Annotated in this window: 21 protein-coding genes; 6 read left to right on the top strand and 15 right to left on the bottom strand. The window is 74.0% G+C overall.

Annotation, left to right across the window (positions count from 1 at the left end; all coding sequences use genetic code 11):
• From AWW66_RS25375 to clpB, 9 genes are all read right to left on the bottom strand, one after another.
• On the bottom strand, nt 1-667 hold a 667-nt coding region (locus tag AWW66_RS25375; RefSeq protein WP_067371238.1), incomplete at its 3' end, for a hypothetical protein.
• On the bottom strand, nt 667-1,089 hold the full coding sequence (locus AWW66_RS25370; RefSeq protein ID WP_067371236.1) for a DUF350 domain-containing protein: 423 nt from the start codon (nt 1,087-1,089) through the stop codon (nt 667-669). The genes AWW66_RS25375 and AWW66_RS25370, both read right to left, overlap by 1 nt.
• A 43-nt stretch (nt 1,090-1,132) precedes the next feature.
• Nucleotides 1,133-1,558, bottom strand: coding sequence for a DUF4247 domain-containing protein (locus tag AWW66_RS25365; protein WP_067371234.1), 426 nt, complete (start codon nt 1,556-1,558; stop codon nt 1,133-1,135).
• Entirely contained in the window at nt 1,555-2,061 is a 507-nt protein-coding gene (locus tag AWW66_RS25360) for a DUF2617 family protein (RefSeq protein ID WP_067371232.1), read from the bottom strand. The genes AWW66_RS25365 and AWW66_RS25360 overlap by 4 nt, the downstream gene beginning before the upstream one ends.
• 3 nt (nt 2,062-2,064) lie before the next feature.
• Nucleotides 2,065-2,697, bottom strand: a complete 633-nt coding sequence (locus tag AWW66_RS25355) for a DUF4178 domain-containing protein (protein ID WP_067371230.1) — start codon at nt 2,695-2,697, stop codon at nt 2,065-2,067.
• Nucleotides 2,698-2,781: 84 nt separating this feature from the next.
• Nucleotides 2,782-3,801 carry a hypothetical protein gene (locus AWW66_RS36115; protein WP_157527912.1) on the bottom strand — a complete coding sequence of 340 codons (1,020 nt, stop codon included), beginning with the start codon at nt 3,799-3,801 and terminating at the stop codon, nt 2,782-2,784.
• 98 nt (nt 3,802-3,899) lie between these two features.
• Nucleotides 3,900-4,475: a hypothetical protein gene (locus tag AWW66_RS35645; protein WP_245648481.1), complete on the bottom strand. Its 576-nt coding sequence runs from the start codon at nt 4,473-4,475 to the stop codon at nt 3,900-3,902.
• A gap of 197 nt (nt 4,476-4,672) precedes the next feature.
• Entirely contained in the window at nt 4,673-5,071 is a 399-nt protein-coding gene (locus AWW66_RS25340; RefSeq protein WP_067371227.1) for a VOC family protein, read from the bottom strand.
• A gap of 180 nt (nt 5,072-5,251) precedes the next feature.
• The gene (gene clpB, locus AWW66_RS25335) at nt 5,252-7,843 is read right to left on the bottom strand and encodes an ATP-dependent chaperone ClpB (protein WP_067371225.1); all 2,592 of its coding nucleotides are present in this window, start codon (nt 7,841-7,843) and stop codon (nt 5,252-5,254) included.
• Between the two features lie 288 nt (nt 7,844-8,131).
• Here clpB and AWW66_RS25330 point away from each other — a divergent pair, with 288 nt between their 5' ends.
• The 3 genes from AWW66_RS25330 (at nt 8,132) to AWW66_RS25320 (ending at nt 10,524) form a co-directional block, all read left to right on the top strand.
• Nucleotides 8,132-8,632 carry a cation:proton antiporter regulatory subunit gene (locus AWW66_RS25330; RefSeq protein ID WP_067371223.1) on the top strand — a complete coding sequence of 167 codons (501 nt, stop codon included), beginning with the start codon at nt 8,132-8,134 and terminating at the stop codon, nt 8,630-8,632.
• Between the two features lie 5 nt (nt 8,633-8,637).
• On the top strand, nt 8,638-9,843 hold the full coding sequence (locus tag AWW66_RS25325) for a cation:proton antiporter (protein WP_067371221.1): 1,206 nt from the start codon (nt 8,638-8,640) through the stop codon (nt 9,841-9,843).
• A 249-nt stretch (nt 9,844-10,092) separates the two neighbouring features.
• Entirely contained in the window at nt 10,093-10,524 is a 432-nt protein-coding gene (locus AWW66_RS25320) for a hypothetical protein (protein WP_067371219.1), read from the top strand.
• 91 nt (nt 10,525-10,615) lie between these two features.
• Here the strand turns inward: AWW66_RS25320 and AWW66_RS25315 are convergent, their stop codons facing one another.
• The 5 genes from AWW66_RS25315 to dnaK all read right to left on the bottom strand — a co-directional run bounded on the left by AWW66_RS25315 (nt 10,616) and on the right by dnaK (nt 15,702).
• Entirely contained in the window at nt 10,616-10,918 is a 303-nt protein-coding gene (locus AWW66_RS25315; RefSeq protein WP_067371217.1) for a hypothetical protein, read from the bottom strand.
• Nucleotides 10,919-11,287: 369 nt separating this feature from the next.
• Nucleotides 11,288-11,728, bottom strand: coding sequence for a heat shock protein transcriptional repressor HspR (locus AWW66_RS25310; RefSeq protein ID WP_067371215.1), 441 nt, complete (start codon nt 11,726-11,728; stop codon nt 11,288-11,290).
• A 30-nt stretch (nt 11,729-11,758) separates the two neighbouring features.
• Nucleotides 11,759-12,949 (bottom strand): molecular chaperone DnaJ, encoded by a 1,191-nt coding sequence (gene dnaJ, locus AWW66_RS25305; protein ID WP_067371213.1) that lies wholly within the window; start codon nt 12,947-12,949, stop codon nt 11,759-11,761.
• 82 nt (nt 12,950-13,031) lie between these two features.
• A complete protein-coding gene (gene grpE / locus AWW66_RS25300) occupies nt 13,032-13,787 on the bottom strand; it encodes a nucleotide exchange factor GrpE (protein WP_067371211.1) in 756 nt (251 codons plus the stop codon).
• 49 nt (nt 13,788-13,836) lie between these two features.
• Nucleotides 13,837-15,702 carry a molecular chaperone DnaK gene (gene dnaK / locus AWW66_RS25295; protein ID WP_067371209.1) on the bottom strand — a complete coding sequence of 622 codons (1,866 nt, stop codon included), beginning with the start codon at nt 15,700-15,702 and terminating at the stop codon, nt 13,837-13,839.
• Nucleotides 15,703-15,899: 197 nt separating this feature from the next.
• Here dnaK and AWW66_RS25290 point away from each other — a divergent pair, with 197 nt between their 5' ends.
• From AWW66_RS25290 to AWW66_RS25280, 3 genes are all read left to right on the top strand, one after another.
• Nucleotides 15,900-17,801 (top strand): ABC transporter, encoded by a 1,902-nt coding sequence (locus AWW66_RS25290; RefSeq protein WP_083978934.1) that lies wholly within the window; start codon nt 15,900-15,902, stop codon nt 17,799-17,801.
• Between the two features lie 61 nt (nt 17,802-17,862).
• Nucleotides 17,863-19,575: a GTPase gene (locus AWW66_RS25285; protein ID WP_083978936.1), complete on the top strand. Its 1,713-nt coding sequence runs from the start codon at nt 17,863-17,865 to the stop codon at nt 19,573-19,575.
• A gap of 121 nt (nt 19,576-19,696) precedes the next feature.
• Entirely contained in the window at nt 19,697-20,926 is a 1,230-nt protein-coding gene (locus AWW66_RS25280; protein ID WP_067371207.1) for a hypothetical protein, read from the top strand.
• A gap of 13 nt (nt 20,927-20,939) precedes the next feature.
• On the opposite strand, the gene AWW66_RS25275 is transcribed toward AWW66_RS25280, so the two are convergent.
• Nucleotides 20,940-21,521: a phosphatase PAP2 family protein gene (locus AWW66_RS25275; RefSeq protein ID WP_067371205.1), complete on the bottom strand. Its 582-nt coding sequence runs from the start codon at nt 21,519-21,521 to the stop codon at nt 20,940-20,942.

Raw genomic sequence — 21,521 nt, 5'->3', positions numbered from 1 at the left:
CGGTGAGCAGTTGCCCCCACCGGTCCCGCCACAGGTCGCTGCCGGCGGCGGCCAGCGGGGGCACCTGGTCGGCCGGTACGGGTGCGGTGGTCGCCAGCGGCTCCACCACGCCGGCCTCGGCGACCAGCAGGGGCAGCACGGTCGCCGCCCGGGTCACCGCCCAGCCCGGGTCGTCGACGAAGACCTCCCGGGTCAGCCCGAACCGCTCCAGCCGGGTCCGGAGCCCGACCAGCCGGGTGCGGTCCAGGTCCGGTGAGGTGGTCACCGTGACGAACGCCGAGTCGTCGAGTTCGCTGCTGGCCGAGGTGTAGGTCACCCGCGCCTCGACCTGCACCCAGCGCGGGCACTGCGGGTTCTCCTCGACGCCGATCCCGACGCCGGCGTTCGACCCGACGCTGACGACCTCGGTCGAGCTGTCGCTGAGCCGCCAGCCGTAGCAGAGGCCGTGCTGCTCGGCGGCGCGGGCCAGGATCGGCACCGTGTCGTCCCGCTCGGCGGCGGTGGGCGCCGGGACCAGGGTGGAGCCGTCGTCCCGGCGCACGATGCCGACCACGCAGCCACCGACGAGCAGCACGGTCACCAGGGCCAGCCCCACCTTCGTCAGGCCGCTGTGCGCCGGGGTGGTCGCCGGCCGGCGGGCCTGGCCGGACCGCTTGCCGGCGGCCATCAGATGATCGCGGCTGCGATGATCGCGCCGGTGGCGAGGTGGACGGTGGCCGAGACCCAGACCGCCGGGTGCGGCTCCGGGTCGACCAGGATCTCCCCGAGCTTGCCGGGGGTCACCGCGTCCAGCAGCAGGAACGCCACCGACATGATGACCAGGCCGAGGACGCCGTACGCGCCGGCCCCGATCAGGCCGATGGCGACGTCGTGCGAGCTGGCGACGATCGCGGCGACCACGATGGTGCCGACCCCGAGCAGGTTCGAGGCGAGCAGCACGGCGGCGTTGCGGTTGCGGTGGGTCCAGATCAGCTCGTTGAGCCGGCCGGGGGTGGCCACGTCGACCAGGACGTAGCCGATGGCCATCAGCACGATGCCGACCGCACCGTAGGCGAGGCTGACCAGCAGGTCGTTCAGGAGGTTCTGCACAGGGGGCTCCAGGATGAGGGGGTCGTCTCGGTACTTGACAGGCTCACTTGCCGCTGCCGGGGCCGCCGCCCCGGACGGTGCTGCCGCCGCCCCAGCCCCAGCCCCGGCCGACCGTGGAGTGGTAACGCGGGTAGGCGGTGGTCATCCGCTCCAGCAGGATCACCGAGCCGGCGGCGAGCGGCAGGATGACCACCGAGTCGTCGTCGTAGCGCAGGTAGACGCCGCTGCCGTCGACGTACTGGTCGGCTGGCTGCCAGGCGTCGGTGACCTCCTTCGCCACCTGGCTGGGCGGCCGGCTGGAGGTGTACGCGAGGGCGTCGCGGCCGATGTCCCGGGTGGCCGCCCGGGTGTAGCGTTCCTCGACGAAACCCCGGGGCGAGAAGTTGCCGTAGAAGAGGGCGAAGGCCGCGATCATCGCGCCCACCAGCGCGACGGCCACGCCCACCACGAACCAGCGCCGGTACGTCATCGCAGGGTCACCACCGTCTCGGTCAGGACCAGCTCGCCGGTCTGGGGATACGCGTGCCAGGTACGCCAGCCGACCGCCCCGTCCGGCGGGTCGGGCCGGACGTGCAGCGCGGTCACCGCGTTGACGTCCCCGCCGAAGACCCCCACCAGGGCGTACCGGTCGTCGGCGAGTTCCGCCCGCAGCCCGGCCACCCGGTGGGTCAGCTCGGCCGGGGCGAGCCGCAGCACCGAGGCGGTGAACCGGTGCCCGGCCGTCTCGTCGTACGCCACCGGCGGCAGCTCCGGCGGACGGCCGGGCAGGCAGGCGACGGTCTCGGTCAGCTCGGTGCCGGGCGCGCGCAGGAGCACCTGGTGCGAGGCGCCGAGCAGGCGCAGCCGCAGCTCGACCGGGCCGGGCAGGGCGAGGTCGAGCACGTGCAGCGCGGGCCGTTCGGCGTCACCGAGGACGAGACTGAGGTCGGCCGCGCGGGTGTCCACGTAGGGCGTGTCGAGCGTGACCAGCACCGGTCAGCCCACCTTCCCCGGGCCCTGCGGGTAGATCATGACCTCGCCCCGGTGCAGCAGCTCGCCCTGGGCGACCTCCCAGTTCGCCGAGCCGAACGCCTCGAAGGAGAGCCGCGCCCCGCCGGGGCCCCGGTAGTCGTGGTACCGCATGGTGCCGTTCGGGTCCAGCCCGGTGGTGCCGACGGCGGTGTACCGGGCCTGGCCGGTCTCCTCCCAGGAGTACCGGCGACCGGCGAAGTCGATGGTCGGCGCGCCGGGGGTGACGGTGGCGCCCGGCTCGGCCGCCCAGAGCACCAGCTCCAGGTCGGGATCCTCCTCGACGGAGATCCACCGCTTCGTGCCCTGCGCGTCGTCGATCAGGTGCTCGGCCCAGCTCCACCCGCCCTCGACGAGCTGGATCGAGCCCCGGACGGCGTACGAGACGCCCCGGATCTCGACGATGTCGCCGGGGGTCAGCCGGCGTGGATCGCCGCGCAGCGCGTCGGAGTCGCGGTCCCGGAACGGGTCACCGCCCGCCCGCTGCTGTGCCTTCGGCTTCTGCTTGGACCGTTGTACCGCGACGATCGCGATGACCACACCGGCCACACCGATCAGACATCCTGCCGCCGTCAGCAGGTACGCCACGGAACCGTTCATTGCGACCACCTCCCCAGGTGCACCGGCGGTGACGGTAACAACCCCGGGCCACCAGGAGAAACAGCCCTGTTGTCGAGTGACAACTCAGGTACGCGGCGTCGACTGCGGCGGCTCCCCGGCGGCCCCTGCCGGCGGCTCCGCCTCCGCAACGGTGGCCGGGGGCTCCGCTGGCGGGGCCGACGGGGCAGTAACCGAAGGCTCCGCCGGCGGGGCCGGCGGGGCGGGTGGCCGGCCGAGGTGCAGCGCCGGGTCGGGACAGATCAGGTACCCCGGCGGCACCGGGTACCCGGGCGGCACGGTGACGCCGGCCAGCGGCGCGGTGCCGTACCCGGGTGGGCCGTAGCCGGCCGCCGGGGCGGGGGCGGCCGGTGCGCCGTACCCGGACGGGAACGGGTACCCGCCGGGTGCGGTGGGCAGGCCGTACCCGGCACCGGGGAAGGGGTACCCGGGCAGCGGGTACGGCACCGGGGCGACGGCGTGCCGCGCGGTGCCGAAGTAGCGCCCCGCCGGGGGCAGGGTCAGCAGCAGCACGACCACGATGGTCAGGAGCAGGAGCAGGCCGAAGCCCGCCGCACCGAGACCGAAGAACACGTCGTCGGCCGGGTCCACCCGGCCGTACAACTCGTCACTGAACCGCGAGGACGTCCACTCGGTCTCGTCGAACGGTGGCCCCTCCCCCTCCACGCCGAGCCCCACGAGCATGAACGGCAGGAAGAGCAGCCCGCTGCAGGGCATCCCGAGACAGGCCACGAACTGGAGGCCACCGGCCACGAGGACCGCGATCCGCGCGCCGTTGCGGCCCCGGCGGACCCGGGGCGCGGTGGCCGCCAGGACGACGGCCAGGAGCAGCGCGGGCAGGGCGAACGCGCTGGACGTCACGACGTTACTGATCCGCTCCCCGGACACCTCGTCCGGGTCGGCGTCCGGGACCAGCCGCACGGCCCGGTCGATCTGCCCGTTCCAGTGGACCGCGTACCAGGCGACCAGTCCGACCAGCAGCAGCAGGACGGCGACCAGCGCGAGCTGTACCCAGAACGCGGCGGTCACCGTGGCGGGCCGGGCCGGGCGGGCCGGCTCGGCCGGCTCCACCGGGGATTCGATCATGGTTGGCACGGTAGCCAGGAGGCTTCGACACCGGCAGATCCGTTCGGCCGGACCTCCGGACGGATCAGCCTGTCCGGCGGACCGACTCTTCCGGCGGATCAGCCTTCCGCGAGCCGGCGGGCGGCGTACTCGCCGAGCGTGACCTGCTCCAGCAGGCAGCCGGTGAAGCTGGTGAGCACCGCGTCGTCGGCCCGCAGCGCGGTCCAGGCGATCCGGGCCGCCGCCGGGTCGACCTGCTCCAGCAGGGTCGCCGCGTACGCCCGGCCGGTCGGCGAGCCGTTCGCCAGCAGCCAGTCCAGCCTGGCCCGGACCTCGCCGGCCCGGCTGGGCAGGGCCTGCTCCAGCCGGCGGTACGCCTCGGTGTCCGGCAGCACCGCCCCGGCCAGGCCGACCCCGCCGAAGGCGAGCGTCCCCGCCTCGGCCAACACCCCGGCCGCCGCGTCCAGACCGGCCGCCGCATCCGGATCGTTCGGCACCTCCGGATCGGTCACCGCGTCCGGACCGTTCGGCGCGTCCGGACCGTTCGGCGCGTCCAGATCGGTCACCGCGTCCGGTGGCCCGTCCGCCACGTCCCGGGCCTCGGCTCGCGCGTCCCGGCTCCGGCTCCCGGCCGTCACGTCCCCGGCCTCGGTGCTCGTGTCCCGGTGCTCGTCCCGCCCACGGTGCTGCGCCATGGACGCATTGTTCCCCCGGCCGTCCACCATCAACCGGTCCGCCGGACGATGGGTGATGCCACCGGGCCACCGTGCCGGCACGGCGACCGGGGCCGGCACGGCAGCCGAGGCGGCACGGCAACCGGGGCGGCTCAGTCGGTGAATGGCGGCGGCTCAGCCGGTGAATGGCGGTGGCTCAGCCGGTGAATGGCGGCGGCTCAGCCGGTGGCCGGGGCCTGCCGGTAGGAGGCGATCTCGATCAGGTTGTCGTCCGGGTCCCGGACGTAGAGGCTGGTCATCGGCCCCATCGCCCCGGTCCGCCGGACCGGCCCGAGTTCGACGGCGATCCCCGCGCCACGCAGGTGCTCCTGCACCTGCGTCAGGGGCAGGTCGGTGACCAGGCAGAGGTCGCCGCTGCCCGGGGTGGGGCTGGCCGCCTTCGGCTCGGCCTCGTGCCCGGCCTGGTGCAGGTTGATCTTCTGACCACCGAACCGGAGCGCCCGGCGGTCCCCGTCGAAGGTCTCCGCCTGCATGCCCAGCCCACGGGTGTAGAAGTCGACCGTCCGGTCGAGGTCCGCCACGGTGAGCACGAGATGGTCGAGCCGCTGGATCCGCATAACGGTATGCGTACTCCATTTGTCCCGCTCACGGGCGACAACCCGGGTTACCGGCGCTTTCGTCCATGCCGATCATGTCCGGAGAACGCCGTCGCCCCTCACCCGTTCGGGTGAGGGGCGACGGTGGCGGTGGTCCCGGGCCGCCACCGGTCGGACCGGGGTGGTCGGGGTCGTCGCCGGTCAGGCCGGGGCGACGGTGAGCCCGTCCTTGCTGTCGGCCAGGTCGACGGCGACCGTGTCGCCGTCCCGGATCTGGCCGGCGAGCAGGGCCTTCGCCAGCTTGTCGCCGATCGCGGACTGGACCAGCCGGCGCAGCGGCCGGGCACCGTAGATCGGGTCGTACCCGTGCTCGGCGAGCCACGTCCGGGCGGTCTCAGTGACGTCCAGCGACAACCGACGGTCCGCGAGACGACCCCGCAGCCGTGCCAACTGGATGTCCACGATGTCGCGCAGGTCGTCCCCGGCGAGCGCGGCGAAGACCACGATGTCGTCGAGGCGGTTGAGGAACTCCGGCTTGAAGTGCGACCGGACCACCGCGAGGACCCCCTCCCGGCGCTGCTCCTCGGCCAGCGTCAGGTCACTGATCACCGCCGACCCGAGGTTCGAGGTGAGGATCAGGATCGCGTTGCGGAAGTCGACGGTACGGCCCTGGCCGTCGGTGAGCCGGCCGTCGTCGAGCACCTGGAGCAGCACGTCGAAGACGTCCGGGTGGGCCTTCTCCACCTCGTCGAGCAGGATCACCGAGTACGGCCGGCGGCGTACCGCCTCGGTGAGCTGGCCGCCCTCCTCGTAGCCGACGTACCCGGGCGGGGCGCCGACCAGCCGGGCCACGGAGTGCTTCTCGCCGTACTCGCTCATGTCGATGCGGACCATCGCCCGCTCGTCGTCGAAGAGGAACTCGGCGAGCGCCTTGGCCAGCTCGGTCTTGCCGACGCCGGTCGGGCCGAGGAAGAGGAAGCTGCCGGTCGGGCGGTCCGGGTCGGCGACTCCGGCACGGGCCCGGCGCACCGCGTCGGAGACCGCGCCGACCGCCTCGCTCTGGCCGACCACGCGGGCCCGCAGCGACTCCTCCATCCGCAGCAGCTTGGCGGTCTCGCCCTCCAGCAGGCGGCCGGCCGGGATACCCGTCCAGGAGGCGACCACGGCGGCGATGTCGTCCGCGCCGACCTCCTCCTTCAGCATCGCCCCGTCGGCCTGGAGCCGGGCCAGCTCCTCCTCCGCCCGCGCCAGGTCGGCCTTGAGCGCCGGGATCCGGCCGTACCGCAGCTCGGCGGCGCGTTCCAGCTCGCCGTCGCGCTCGGCCCGCTCGGCCTCGCCGCCGAGTCGTTCCAGCTCCTCCTTGGCGGTGGAGAGCTTGGTGATGTGGTCCTTCTCCAGCTTCCAGCGGTCGGAGAGGGCGGTGAGCTGTTCCCGCTTGTCGGCCAGTTCCTTGCGCAGCCGCTCCAGCCGCTCGACCGAGGCCGCGTCCGGCTCCTTGGCCAGCGCCATCTCCTCGATCTCCAGCCGGCGTACCGCCCGCTCGATCTCGTCCACCTCGACCGGCCGGGAGTCGATCTCCATCCGGAGCCGGGACGCGGACTCGTCGACCAGGTCGATCGCCTTGTCCGGCAGGAACCGGTCGGTGATGTACCGGTCGGAGAGGCCGGCGGCGGCGACCAGCGCGGCGTCGGTGATCCGGACGCCGTGGTGCACCTCGTACCGCTCCTTGAGGCCACGCAGGATGCCGATGGTGTCCTCGATGGTCGGCTCCCCGACCAGCACCGGCTGGAAGCGGCGCTCCAGCGCCGGGTCCTTCTCGATGTGCTCGCGGTACTCGTCCAGGGTGGTCGCCCCGACCATCCGCAGCTCGCCCCGGGCCAGCATCGGCTTGAGCATGTTGCCGGCGTCCATCGAGCCCTCGCCCTTGCCGGCGCCGACCACGGTGTGCAGCTCGTCCAGGAAGGTGATCACCTGGCCGTTGGAGCCCTTGATCTCCTCCAGGACGGACTTCAGCCGCTCCTCGAACTGGCCCCGGTACTGCGCGCCGGCCACCATCGCGCCGAGGTCGAGCGAGACCAGCTTCTTGTCCCGCAGCGACTCGGGGACGTCCCCGGCGACGATCCGCTGGGCCAGCCCCTCGACGATGGCGGTCTTGCCGACGCCCGGCTCACCGATCAGCACCGGGTTGTTCTTGGTACGCCGGGACAGCACCTGGATGACCCGGCGGATCTCGGAGTCCCGGCCGATCACCGGGTCGATCTTCCCGTCCCGGGCGCTGGCGGTCAGGTCGACGCCGTACTTCGCCAGGGCCTGGTACGTCTGCTCCGGGTCGGCGCTGGTCACCCGCCGGTCCCCGCCCCGTACCGTCGGGAAGGCCGCGACCAGGGTCTCCTCGGTGGCCCCGGCCCTGCGCAGCGCGGTCGACACCGCGCCGCCGACCCGGGCCAGGCCGGCGAGCAGGTGCTCGGTGGAGGTGTACTCGTCGCCGAGCGGCCGGGCGATCTGCTCGGCGGCGCCGATGGCGTTGACGAACTCCCGGGCCAGGGTCGGCTCGGCGATGCTGGACCCGCGCGCGGCGGGCAGGGCGTCGACCGACCGCTGGGCGACCCGGCGCAGCTCGGCCGGGTCGGCCCCGACGGCGCGCAGCAGGCCGGCGGCGGTCGACCCCTCGGTGTCCAGCAGGGACAGCAGCAGGTGCCAGGGTTCGACGGTGGCGTGCCCGCGCTGGTTGGCCTGGGCGACGGCGCCGGTGATGCTCTCGCGGCTCTTGGTGGTGAGACGTTCCGTGTTCATGGGCTCCCCCGGATCGGCGTGTCCACTGACTAGTACGCAACCAGAGTTGAGCGTATTCCACTCAACTCTAGCCGGTGACCCACGTCACACCGAGGGAAGGAAGGGCCCCCTGTTAACGCATACGGTAGAGAAGGTTCCCCTTCTCACCACCGGACAGGGATCAGCCCGCCGGACAGGTTCAGCGGGGCAGCCGGGGCGTACCGGCTCCCGGCGAGGGCGGGGGGCGGGCGGGGCGGGGGCGCAGGGCGCGGGGCGGCCGGGTGGGGCGTGCGGGAGTAGCGTGGGTTGGTGCGAGTACGTGTCGAACAGACCGCCCTGCCGGGCATCGGCATGCGTCACGAACTGATGACGGAATCCGGCCGCCGGCTCGGGGTGGTCTCCCACCGCAACGGCCGCCGCGACCTGGTCCTGTACGACCCCGAGGACCCCGACGCCTGCCAGGCGGACATCCCGCTCACCGACGACGAGGCCGAGGCGCTGGCCGACATCCTCGGCGCGTCGCTGATGCTCGGCCAGTTGTCCGGCCTCCGGGACCAGGCCGCCGGGCTGCTCACCGAGCAGATCGCCATCCCGGCCGGCTCGACGTACGTCAACAAACGGCTCGGCGACACCAAGGCGCGTACCCGGACCAGCGCCTCCATCGTCGCCGTCCTGCGCCACGGCGAGGTGATCGCCTCCCCGGACCCGTCCTTCCGCTTCGCGGCCGGTGACGTGGTGGTCGTGGTCGGTACCCGCAAGGGTCTCGACGGCGTGACCGCCATCTTCGCCGACGGTGACCCGGACGGCTGAGGCGGATGCACGAGAGCACCCTGCTCCTCATCGAGGTCGGTGCGCTGCTGTTCGGTCTCGGCCTGCTCGGGCGGCTCAGCCGCCGGATCGGTCTCTCCCCGATCCCCCTGTACCTGCTCGCGGGTCTGGCCTTCGGTCACGGCGGCATCCTGTCGCTGAGCGCGAGCGAGGAGTTCATCGCCGTCGGCTCCGAGATCGGCGTGATCCTGCTGCTGGTCATGCTCGGTCTGGAGTACTCGGCCGGTGAACTGGTCGGCAACCTGCGCTCGGCCGCCCCGGCCGGGCTGCTCGACGCGGTGCTCAACGCCCTGCCCGGGGCCGCGTTCGCCCTGCTGCTCGGCTGGGGTTGGCTGGCGGCGGCGGTCCTGGCCGGCATCACCTGGGTCTCCTCCTCCGGTGTGGTCGCCAAGGTGCTCGCCGACCTGGGCCGGGTCGGCAACCGGGAGACCCCCGTGATCCTCTCGGTCCTCGTCATCGAGGACCTGGCGATGGCGCTGTACCTGCCGCTGGTCACGGCGCTGCTGGCCGGCGTCGGGTTGCTGCGGGGCGGGGTCGCCCTCGGGGTGGCCGTGCTGACCGTGGTCGTCGTCCTGGTGGTCGCGATCCGGTTCGGCAACCTGATCTCCTCCGCCCTGTCGGCCAACGACCCGGAGGCGCTGCTGCTCGGCGTACTCGGGCTGACTCTGCTGGTCGCCGGCGTGGCGGCGAAGCTGCAGGTGTCGGCGGCGGTCGGGGCGTTCCTGGTCGGCATCGCGCTCTCCGGGCCGGTGGCACACCACGCGACCGAACTGCTCTCCCCGCTGCGGGACCTCTTCGCCGCCGTCTTCTTCGTCTTCTTCGGGCTGGTCACCGATCCCCGGGACATGCCGCCGGTGCTGCTGCCCGCGCTCGTGTTGGCCCTGGTCACCATGGGGACCAAACTGCTCACCGGGTACCTCGCCGCCCGGCGGGTCGGCATCGGCGAGCCGGGTCGGTGGCGGGCCGGTCTCGCGCTGATGCCCCGGGGGGAGTTCTCCATCGTCATCGCGGGGCTCGCCGTCGCCGCCGGCACCGTGGAGCCGAGGCTCACGGCGCTCGCCACCGCGTACGTGCTGATCACGGTGGTGACCGGGCCGATGCTGGCCCGCCTGCCCGATCTGCCCTGGTTCAAGCAGTGGCTGCGACGGCGGGCGACGGCCCCGGTACCCGAACCGCTGCCCCTGCCCGACTGAGCACACCACCCAGGTCCGACCGAGCACAACGCCCGGTCCGACGGGTCACGACGCCGGTGTCCGATTGATCACCGGCACCGGGCGGGCCGGGTCGGCCGTACGGTCGGCTCCGGCCGGCCCGACGGCCTCGGAATTCTTCCCACCCGGGGGCTTACGCAGGTCATCGGTACCGCGCTACCGTGTCGCCCCAGCAGCCAGGGTCCGCGGACGGCCGGTGCCGCCGCGGGCGACACGCGGGAGGTCGGGCCGTTGAGCGTGCAGGAATCGACCTTCCCCGGCTTCGCCAACCCCGTCGACCCCTCCCCGGCGGAGCTGCGGGCGTGGGCGTACCAACCCGACTCGGTGCCGTTGACCTCGATGCCGCCGGACTGGGACCTGCTGGTCGCCGGGGACCGGCTGGTGATGACGCTCTTCGACCTGGCGATGGACCGGTCCTGCCCGGCGCGGCGGTTCGCCCTGCACTGCCTCTACATCTACGCCGCCGACGGCATCCGGACGAAGTTCCGGGCGCACCCGCGACGACGCTTCCGCAAGCTGGTCGACCAGGCCGAACGCGGTGGCGACGAGGTGATGCGTACCTGGGCACACAACGCCCGGGTGCTGCTGGCCCGGCCGGAACTCTTCGTCTACCGGGACTGGTGCGAGGGCGGCCTCGTCCGGGAGAATCGCCGGCTCGACTGACCGGGAGAACCGCCGGCTCGACTGAGCGGACACGGCGAGCGGGCCGGAACCCCCCGTGGTTCCCGGCCCGCTCGCGGTCCCTGGTCGGCGGTCAGCCGCCCGGCTGTCCCCGCCGTTCGGGCGCGACGTCCGCCCGGTTCCGGTCCCCGCCCCGGTCGGCCCGGGGCCGGTTGGCGGCCCGGTCGGCCCGCCGGTTGGCACCGGTGTCAACCTGCGGTCGGGTGTTCGTCCGGGGTCGGTCGGCGGGCTGCTGCGCCCGGGGCCGGGTGTCGGCCCGGCCCTGGTCGAGGCCCTTGTCGACCTGGTCGGTGAACCGGCCCTGGATGATCTCGGCGAACTTCCGCCGGACCGTCTCGGCGACCTTGTCGAACCGCTCCTCCGCCGCCTGCGCCACCTTCCGGGCCGGCTCCGACGGATGCTGGACCGGTCCGGACGCCGCCTTCCCGCCCGCTTCCGCCGACCTGACCGCCGGTTCCCCCGGCTTCGCCGCCGGTGACCCCGGCGCCGCCGACTTCCCCGCTGGCGTCGGCGGCTGCCCCGCCGATCCCACCGACGTGGCCGCCGGTGCCGCCGGCTTCGCCGCTGGTACCGCTGGTTTGTTGCCTGGTCCGGTTGCCGTGCGGGTCGGTTCTGCGGCGGTGCCGGCCGGTTCAGCCATCGCTCCCCCTCGCCAGCTCGGCAGCCCGGATTGGGCGGATAACGTGTGATTCACAGCCTAGTCGGGCCGACCCGGGTCGCGCTGGAGAACCGGCGGACCCACGGCTCAGCGTTCGGGGTTGCGCCGGGGGCGCCAGACCACCAGGGCGGTGGAGGTCCGGGTGGAGCGGACCAGGTCGCTGCCGGGGAAGGGGGTCAGCGACTCCAGCTCGGCCACCCGGCGGTACGCGGCCTCCAACTCCGCCTCCAACCGGGCCACCCGCTGCTGCGCCTGCTCCAGCAACTGCTCCAGGCCGATGATCCGCTTGATCCCGGCCAGGTTCACCCCGTCGTCCTGGCTGAGCCGCTGCACCTCGCGCAGCAGCACCACGTCCCGGACGCTGTACCGCCGCCCGCCGCCGGCGGCCCGGCCCGCCTGGACCAGGCCCAGCCGGTCGTACTGGCGCAGCGTCTGGGGGTGCATCCCCGCCATCCGCGCCGCGACCGAGATCATCAGTACCTTGGCCTCGTAGGCAGGGTCACCCGAACCGGCGAACTCGTCCGACATCACCGCTCACCTCCGCATGAACTCCACCGGTCACCCGAAGCGACGTACCCGGGCGTCGAGATGTTCCCGACTGGCCGGCGGGGTCTCCTCGGCGAACGTCCGCAGCGCCTCGCGCGCGGTGTCCGAGAGCGTCGCCGGCACCACCACGTCCAGCGTGACCAACAGGTCGCCGACCTGCCCGTCCCGACGGGCGACGCCCTTGCCCCGGGCCCGCAGCACCCGCCCGCTCGGGGTACCCGCCGGCACCCGCAGGGTCACCGCCCCGTCCAGGGTCGGCACCCGCAGGTCCGTCCCCAGCGCCGCCTCGGCGAAGGTGATCGGGACGCTCAGCGTCAGGTCGTCCCCGGTACGCCCGAACAGCTCGTCCGGGCGGACCTTCACCTGCACGAAGAGGTCGCCGGGCGGGCCACCCCGCTCGCCGGGTTCACCCCGCCCCGCCAGCCGGATCCGCTGCCCGTCGGCGACGCCGGCCGGGAAGCGGACGTTCAGCGTCCGGGTCTTCGTCACCCCGCCGGTACCCCGGCACTCCGGGCACTTCTCGTCGACCACCGTGCCCACGCCCTGGCAGGTGCGGCACGGCTCGGAGAAGGCGAACGCCCCCTGGTTCCGGGTGGTCACCCCGGCGCCGTGGCACACCTGACAGGTCCGGGGCTGGGTGCCGGGCTTGGCCCCGTTGCCGCCGCAGGTGTCGCAGACCCCGGGCGCGCGCAGCGTCAGCGGGATGGTCACCCCGCGTACCGCGTCGGCGAAGTCCAGGGCGACCTCGGCCTCGACGTCGCGGCCCCGGCCCGGACCGGCCGGTCGGGCCGCGCCCCCGCCACCGCCGCCGGAGAAGATCGAACTGAACAGGTCGGAGAAGCCGGCCCCGCCGCCACCGCCGCCGAAGCGCCGGTCGCCGCCGCCCGCGCCGCCGAACAGGTCGGAGACGTCGAACGGCATCCCGCCGCCCTGCCCGGCGCGGGCCCCGCGCCGGAACGCGCCCGAGCCGAAGAGCGAGCGCATCTCGTCGTACTCCCGGCGTCGGGTGTCGTCGGAGAGCACGTTGTACGCCTCGGAGACGGCCTTGAACCGCTCCTCGGCCTTCGGGTCACCCGGGTTGTGGTCCGGGTGCGACTCCCGGGCCAGCTTCCGGTACGCCTTCTTGATCTCGTCGGAGGAGGCGGACTTGTCCACACCGAGCGCAGCGTAGAAGTCCTTCTCGATCCAGTCCTTGGAACTCACCGGTCCACCCCCTGCCAGACGCGACCCGGTCGCCCCGCCCGTCGGTCGACGACGGGCGGGGCGACCCGGCCACTGGTTCGCACTACTCCGGGTCCGCGACCGCGACGAGCGCCGGCCGCAGCAGCCGCTCACTGAGCAGATAGCCCCGGCGCATGACCTGGATGCAGGTCGGCTCGGTCACCTCGGCGGAGGTCTGGTGCGCCACCGCCTCGTGCCGGGTCGGGTCGAACGGGTCACCCTGCTCGCCGAACGGGGTGAGCCCGAACTTGCCGAGCGCCGTGGTGAGCTGCTCCGCCACCGAGCCGAACGGCCCGACCAGGTCACCGTGTTCCCGGGCCCGGTCCAGGTCGTCCAGGATCGGCAGCAGCGCGGCAAGCACCGAGCCGGTGGCCTGCTCCTGCACCACGCCCCGGTCCCGGTCCACCCGCTTGCGGTAGTTGGCGTACTCCGCCGTCACCCGCTGCAGGTCCCGGGTCCGCTCGTCGAGATCGGCGCGCAGCGCCGACAACTCGGCACCGAGCGGCGCGGCGGGCTCCGCCTTCCCGGCCGGCTCGGTCTTCTCGGCGACCGGCTCCGCCGGTGCGTCCACCACCGGCGGGCCGGCCGGGGCCGTCTCGACCTCGATCTCGTCGACGACGACCTCGGCCTCCTCGACGAGCCCCTCCGCCGGGGTGTCGGCGCCCGCGTCGGTCGCCGCCGGCTCACCGGGCTCGTTGACCTTGCCGTCGTCCTGGGTGGCGGCCGGCGGCCCGTCCTCGGCGGTGTGCCGGCCGGGCGCGGAGCCACCCGGCGTCGACCCGGTGTCCTCCGGGTCGACGGCTCGTGGCTTCTCCGTCATACGGGGTACCTCGATCCCTCTGCGCTACGGACGTGTCGGGGACGGACCGTCACTTCTTGTCCTTGTCCTCGTCCACGATCTCCGCGTCGACCACGTCGTCCGGGCCACCGGCCGGCTTGGTGCCACCGGTCGCGCCGGTGTCGGCACCCGCGGCGCCCGCCCCCGGCTGGGGCTGCTCGGCCTGCTGCGCGTAGAGCAGGGAGCCGGCCTGCTGGGAGACCTGCGCCAGCCGCTCGTGCGCCGACTTGATCTTCTCGATGTCGGTGCCGCCGAGCGCGCCACGCAGCTCGCCGAGCGCCTCGTTGAGCTGGTCGCGGTTCTCCGAGGGGAGCTTGTCGCCGCTCTCGGCGAGGAACTTCTCGGTCTGCCACTGGAGCGCCTCGGCCACGTTGCGGGTCTCGGCCTCCTCGCGGCGGCGCTTGTCCTCCTCCGCGTGCTCCTCGGCGTCCCGGCGCATCCGCTCGATGTCGTCCTTCGGCAGCGAGGAGCCGCCGGTGATCGTCATCTTCTGTTCCTTGCCGGTGCCCAGGTCCTTGGCGTGGACGTTGACGATGCCGTTGGCGTCGATGTCGAAGGTGACCTCGATCTGCGGCACGCCGCGCGGCGCCGGGGGGAGACCGGTCAGCTCGAAGGTGCCGAGCTTCTTGTTGTACGCCGCGATGTCCCGCTCGCCCTGGAAGACCTGGATCAGCACGGACGGCTGGTTGTCGTCGGCGGTGCTGAAGACCTCGGAGCGCTTGGTCGGGATGGTGGTGTTGCGCTCGATCAGCTTGGTGAAGATGCCGCCCTTGGTCTCGATGCCCAGGCTCAGCGGGGTCACGTCGAGCAGCAGGACGTCCTTGACCTCGCCCTTGAGCACACCGGCCTGGAGGGCGGCGCCGACGGCGACGACCTCGTCCGGGTTGACGCCCTTGTTGGGCTCCTTGCCGGTGAGCTGCTTGACCAGCTCGGTGACGGCCGGCATCCGCGTCGAGCCGCCGACCAGGATGACGTGGTCGACCGCGGCCAGCTTGATGCCGGCGTCCTTGATGGCCTGCTCGAACGGGCCCTTGCAGCGGTCCAGCAGGTCCTGCGTCATCCGCTGGAACTCGGCCCGGCTGAGGGTCACGTCCAGGTGCAGCGGGCCGGCCGACCCGGCGGTGATGTACGGCAGGTTGATGTTGGTGGTGGTGGCGGCGGACAGCTCGATCTTGGCCTTCTCGGCGGCCTCCCGGAGCCGCTGGAGCGCCATCTTGTCCTGGCCCAGGTCGATGCCGTGCTCGCCCCGGAAAGTCTTGACCAGGTGGTCGATGATCCGCTGGTCCCAGTCGTCGCCACCGAGGTTGTTGTCACCGCTGGTCGACTTGACCTCGATGACCCCCTCCGCCAGCTCCAGCAGGGAGACGTCGAAGGTGCCGCCGCCCAGGTCGAAGACCAGGACGGTCTGCTCCTTGGAGCCCTTGTCCAGCCCGTACGCCAGGGCGGCGGCGGTCGGCTCGTTGACGATCCGCAGCACGTTGAAGCCGGCGATCTCGCCGGCCTCCTTGGTGCTCTGACGCTGGCCGTCGTTGAAGTAGGCGGGGACGGTGATCACCGCGTCGGTGATCTGCTCGCCCAGGTACGCCTCGGCGTCCCGCTTGAGCTTCATCAGCGTCCGCGCCGAGATCTCCTGGGGGGTGTACTTCTTGCCGTCGATGTCGACGGTCCAGTTGGTGCCGATCTCCCGCTTGACCGACCGGATCGTCCGGTCCGGGTTGGTCACCGCCTGGCGCTTGGCGACCTCGCCGACGAGAACCTCACCGTTGCGGGCGAACGCGACGATCGACGGGGTCGTCCGCGAGCCCTCAGCGTTGGCGATGACGGTGGGCTCACCGCCCTCGAGAACGCTGACGCAGGAGTTCGTCGTGCCGAGGTCGATACCGACCGCACGTGCCATCTTCGCTTCCTCGCTTCTTACCGTTGGACCGGGTGACGGGCACCGCCCGGAGCGCACCCACCACAAGTTGAGTGACTGTGACTCAATAGTGCCACGCCACCGCCGATCGTCAAATCCAGGTTGAGCCGACCCGACGCAACCTGTTGGTGATCTGCTGCCGGTTGTCTTCTGTTGCGTCGGTCGGGCACGCTTTAGCGGTGATCCCGCACGGCGATTCCGCCACCCCGTCCGGCGTGCCCACCGTCGTGGCCCGCACGGGGCAACCGGATGGCGGGCCGGATCCGACCGCCCCTGGTGAGGACGCCGTGCCGCCCCCGCCCGCCCCGGCCGCGCCGGCCGCTCCCGCCCCGACGGAGGACGGCCTGCCGCCCGCGCTCGCCGGCCTGCGGGCCGTGCTCGGGGCCGCCCGTTTCCCCCTGGAGCTTCCCACCGCGGAGCCGGCCCGGCGGACCACCGCCGCCCTCACCGACCAACTCGACGACTACCTGCTGCCCCGGCTCGCCCAACTCGACGCCCCGCTGCTCGTGGTCGTCGGCGGGTCCACCGGCGCCGGCAAGTCGACCCTGGTCAACAGCCTCGTCCAGGCCCGGGTGAGCGCGGCCGGCGTGCTCCGCCCGACCACCCGCTCGCCGGTGCTGGTCTGCAACCCCGCCGACGCGGCCTGGTTCCGCCAGGGCGACCTGCTGCCCGGCCTGACCCGCACCACCGAGCCCAGCGAGGACCCGGGCACGCTGCAACTGGTCAACGCCCCGGCCCTGCCCCCCGGGCTGGCCTTCCTCGACGCCCCGGACATCGACTCGGTGGTCGACGCCAACCGGGCCCTGGCCGGTCAGCTCCTCTCCGCGGCCGACCTCTGGCTCTTCGTCACCACCGCCGCCCGGTACGCCGACGCGGTCCCCTGGGAGCTGCTGCGGACCGCCCGGGGGCGGGGCACGGTGATCGCCATGGTGCTCGACCGGGTGCCGCCGGAGGCGACCGACGAGGTCGCCGCCCACCTGGCGGAGATGCTCGCCGAGCAGGACCTCGGCGCCGCGCCGCTGTTCGTGCTGCCGGAGACCCAGGTCGACGGGCAGGGCCTGCTGCCGGACTGGGCCACCGCACCCCTGGCCACCTGGTTCCACCAGCTCGCCGCCGACGCCGACGCCCGGTCGGCGGTGATCCGGCAGACCCTGGACGGGGCGCTGGCCGCGCTGCTGCCGACCGTCGAGGCGCTGGCCGCCGCCGCCGACGAGCAGAGCGCCGCCGCCGACGCGCTGGACGAGCGGGTCCGGGCGGCGTACCGGGGCGCCCACCGCACCGTCGAGCAGGGGCTGCGGGACGGTCGGCTGCTCCGGGGTGAGGTACTGGCCCGCTGGCAGGAGTTCGTCGGCACCGGGGAGTTCCTCCGCTCACTGGAGGCCCGGATCGGCCGGCTGCGGGACCGGTTGGTGGCGATGGTCACCGGTCGACCGGCCCCCGCCGCCGAGCTGCGGACCGCCATCGAGTCGCAGTTGGTCACGCTGCTGCGTGGGGTGGCCGCCGAGGCCGCCGAGAACGCGTACACCGGGTGGAAGGCGCACCCGGCCGGGGCCGAACTGCTCACGGACGGGCTCGCCCACCCCTCCGACGACCTGCCCGAACGCGCCGAACGGCTGGTCCGGGACTGGCAGCGGGCGGTGCTGGAACTGGTCCGCACCGAGGGCGGCGACAAGCGGTTCGTGGCCCGGACGGCCGCGTACGCGGTGAACGCCACCGGGCTGGCGGTGATGATCGCGGTCTTCGCCTCGACGGCCTTCATCCCGACTGGGGCCGAGGTCGCCACCGGCGCCGGCACCACGGTCGCCGCCCAGGCGGTGCTTCAGGCGATCTTCGGCGACCAGGCGGTCCGTACCCTCGCCAGCAAGGCGCGGGCCGACCTGCTCAAGCGGGTCCGTACCCTGCTCGACGAGGAGGCCGCCCGCTACCTCGCCCGGACCGGGCAGGCCCGACCCGACGCGGCCACCGCCGCGGAGCTGCGCGGGGCCGCCGCCTGGGTGGAGGTCAGCCGCCAGCACAGCGGGCTGACCGAGACGCCCGGGTCGGCCCTGACCCCGGCGACGAACGAAGGTGGAGTCCGTTGAGCACAGCCAGCAGGCCCGGGTGGCACGGGCCCGCCGACCGCGCGTCCGTGAGGCCGGCACCGTGACGGGCCTGGTGGATCGGGTACGCCAGGCGTTCCGGGGCGACCAGCGGGTCGACGCCGACGACCTGGTCGCCCGGCTGGACGCGGTACGCCGCTTCCTCCAGGTGGTCGACGGCCACCTGCCGGACACCCAACTCGTCCCGGCGCACACCCTGGTCGAGCGGGCCGGCGCCCGGCTGGCGCTGTCCCGGGACCACACCGTGGTCGCCCTGGCCGGCGCCACCGGCAGCGGCAAGTCGAGCCTGTTCAACGCCCTCGCCCGGATGGACCTCTCCCCGGTCGGGGTCCGCCGGCCCACCACCGGCGTCGCGCACGCCTGCGTCTGGGGGCCGCTGGACGGCGCCAACCGGCTGCTCGACTGGGTGGGTGTGCTGCCCCGGCACCGGTTCGTCCGGGAGAGCGCGCTGGACGGTGACGACGAGTCCGCCCTGCGTGGCCTGGTCCTGCTCGACCTGCCCGACTTCGACTCGGTGCAGCGGTCGCACCAGTTGGAGGTGGACCGCCTCCTCGGCCTGGTCGACCTGGTGGTCTGGGTGGTCGACCCGCAGAAGTACGCCGACCGGCTGATCCACAGCAACTACCTGCGCGAGTTCCACCGGCACAAGGACGTCACCCTGGTGGTGCTCAACCAGGCCGACCGGCTGGCCCCCGCCGAGCTGCCCCGGGTCCTCGACGACCTGCGCCGGCTCCTCGACGACGACGGGCTGGGCGGGGTGCCGCTGCTGGCCACCGCCGCGCTCGACCCGAGCGGGATGGGCGAGCTGCGCGAGGCGCTGGAGCGGACGGTCGCCGAACGGCAGGCGGTCCTGCGCCGGCTCGCCGGGGACGCCGACAGCGTGGTCGCCGGGCTGGCCGAACTCGTCGGCCCGGACACCCCCCGGAGCGGCCCGGACGACGCCACGGTCCGGTCGCTGACCGGCGCGCTGGCGGAGACCGCCGGGGTGCCGGCGGTGGCCGACGCGGTCGGGCAGGCGTACCGGCACCGGGCGGGGGCGGCGACCGGCTGGCCGCTGGTCCGGGGCTGGCGACGGCTGCGCCCCGACCCGCTGCGCCGGCTGCACCTGGCTGGGCCGGACGGGGCGGGCGCCGACAGCGGGTCGGCCCTGCCGCCACCCGACGCCGGACGGAAGCCGCTCGCCGCCACCTCGCTGCCGGACCCGACCGCCGCCCAGCGGTCGGCGCTGGGGCTGGCCGTCCGGGCGGTGGCCGACCGGTCCGCCGCGGGCCTGCCGGCCGCCTGGCCGACCGCGGTCACCACGGCCGCCCGGTCGCGGCTGGTGGACCTGCCGGACGCGCTGGACCGCGCGGTCGCCGGTACCGACCTGGGGGTGACCGGCCGCCCGCTCTGGTGGCGGTTGGTCGGTGCCCTCCAGTGGCTGGTCACCGTCGCGGCGGTGGCCGGGCTGGGCTGGCTGGTCCTCGGGTACGGCCTGCGGGCGCTCGGCCTGCCGCCCCTGGACGGCCCGCAGGTGGGCCGGGTGCCGCTGCCGACCGTGCTGTTGCTGGGCGGGCTGCTCGCCGGGCTGCTCCTGGCGGCGGTGACCCGGCCGGTGATCCGCTGGGCCGCCGACCGGGCCCGACGGCAGGCCGAACGACGGCTGGCCGACGCGGTCGCCGGGATCGGCGAGGAGTACGTGGTCGCCCCGGTCCGCACCGTGCTGGGCGCGTACGCCGAGGCGGGCACGGCCCTGCGGGCCGCCACCCGCGACTGAGACCGCCACCCGGACGGCCCAGCCGGTCGCCACCACGGCCGGGGCACGGCGGACGGGCACAGCCGGGCCGGACGGAATCGTGGTGGATGTCACCGGGCGTGCGGCGGCGTAGGGTCGGACCATGGCCACGCCACACACCCCCTACGACGCGGTGCTGCACGCCGCCCGCGACGTGACCAGGCTGGACTGTGCCCTCGACGCCGAGATGCTCGGCACCGCCCTGCTGGGCAGCGTCTACGCGATCGCCGAGACAGACCGGAACACCGCCGTCCGGGAGTTCGTGACCGGGTTCCTGGCGGCCACCTCACGGCGGCGGACCGCCGCCGCCCTCACCATCCGCTCCGTCTTCGCCGCGCTGGTGCCCGACGCCACCGGGGCGGGCCGGATCCGCCCCGGCTCGACCGCGCCGGCCTGGGCCGGCCAGCTCGGGCGGGTCCACCTCACCGGCACCTGGGCCTACGGCGACGTGTACGGCGACCAGACCTCGTACCTGGCCACCTTCGCGTACGACGAGGCGGCCGGCGGGCCGGAGCACGCCCTGGTCGCGCTGGTCGACCACAACATCGGGATCACCAAGGACGTCTTCGTCGGCAGCCCCGCCGCGCCGATCCTGGAGCAGGTCCGGCAGATGTGCGCCAGCGACGAGCTGACCTGGTTCCGGGCGGAGGACCCGGCCCGGATGCGCGACGAGGTGACCCGGCACCTCACAGTCACCGACGACCTGGGTGACCTGCCCGCCGAGGGTTCCCTCGCCACCGACCGGGCGCTGGTGGGTGCCCGGCTGGCCCTGCTGCCCGCCCGGCCCGCCGGGTCGGCGACGCCGGAACCGCCGCTCGACCCGCTGCCGGCCGGGATGCGTACCGAGCTGGTCCGGCGGTTCCTCGCCGGCCCGGACGCCGCCCGGTTCGGCCTGCACACCGTGGACGGCGACGAGCTGGCCTCGCTGCACTTCTGCCTGAGCCTGCTGCTGGACCACGCGGCGAGCTTTCCGGACGCCGACCCGATGCGGTGGAGCCCGGCCGTCGCCGGGCTGTTCCTGCTCGACTGGGTGCACCGCCGGGCGGTGCTGGACATGGACGACGCCGCCATGCTCCCCCGGGTGCTGCGCGCCTGGGCCGGTCACGCGGCCCGGCAGCGGGGGCTGCCGGAGCGGGCGACGACGCAGACCGACACGGCGATCGAGGAGATGGTGCCGGAGTTCGCCCGGCTCTACTCGACCGGTGAACGGCGCAGCCCGGCCACCGCCGCCGTCGCGCAGCTGATGGCCGACGGGGTGGACCCGGACGACCCGGCCGCCCTGGACGCCTGGATCGAGGCGAACCGGCACCGCCTCGCCGACGAGGGCGCCTGACCGCCCGGGGCGGTCAGCCGAACGCGGCGTAGACCGCCCCGGCGACCAGCCCGCCGACCACGCCGCCGGCCACCACCTGGGGCACCGTGTGGTCGCGCAGCCGGACCCGGGACCAGCCGACCAGCGCCGGCAGCGGCACGGTGGCCAGCAGCGGTACGCCGAAGGTGAGCACCAGCACCACGACCACGCCGGCGGCCACCGCCGTGTGGATCGACATCTTCCACCAGGGGCTCACCGTCACCGCCACCACCAGCCCCACCACCCCGGCCGCCACCAGGGCGAGCAGCGGTCGGGGGGCGCCGAAGGCGGCCAGCAGCACCCAGCCCACCGCCGACGAGGCCAGCCCGAACAGCAGCGGCAGCCGGCGCTGCTCCGGCACTCCCACGTGGTGGTCGGTGAACCGGCCGCGCCGGACCCCGCCGACGATGTAGGCGAGCGGAAGGCCGGTGGCGAAGAGGGTGGCCAGCAGCCCCCAGGCGAGCCCGTGCGCCCCGCCGCCGGTGCTGTGCCACCCGACGATCCCGGTCAGCAGGGTCACCAGGACGACGGGCGCGGTCACCTCGGTCACCAGGCGGGCGAGCCGGGCCCCGCTCAC

The sequence above is a fragment of the Micromonospora rosaria genome (assembly GCF_001567585.1).
Lineage (GTDB): Bacteria > Actinomycetota > Actinomycetes > Mycobacteriales > Micromonosporaceae > Micromonospora > Micromonospora rosaria.
Note: the sequence above shows the minus strand (reverse complement) of the source record. Positions and strands in the feature narration are given on the sequence as shown.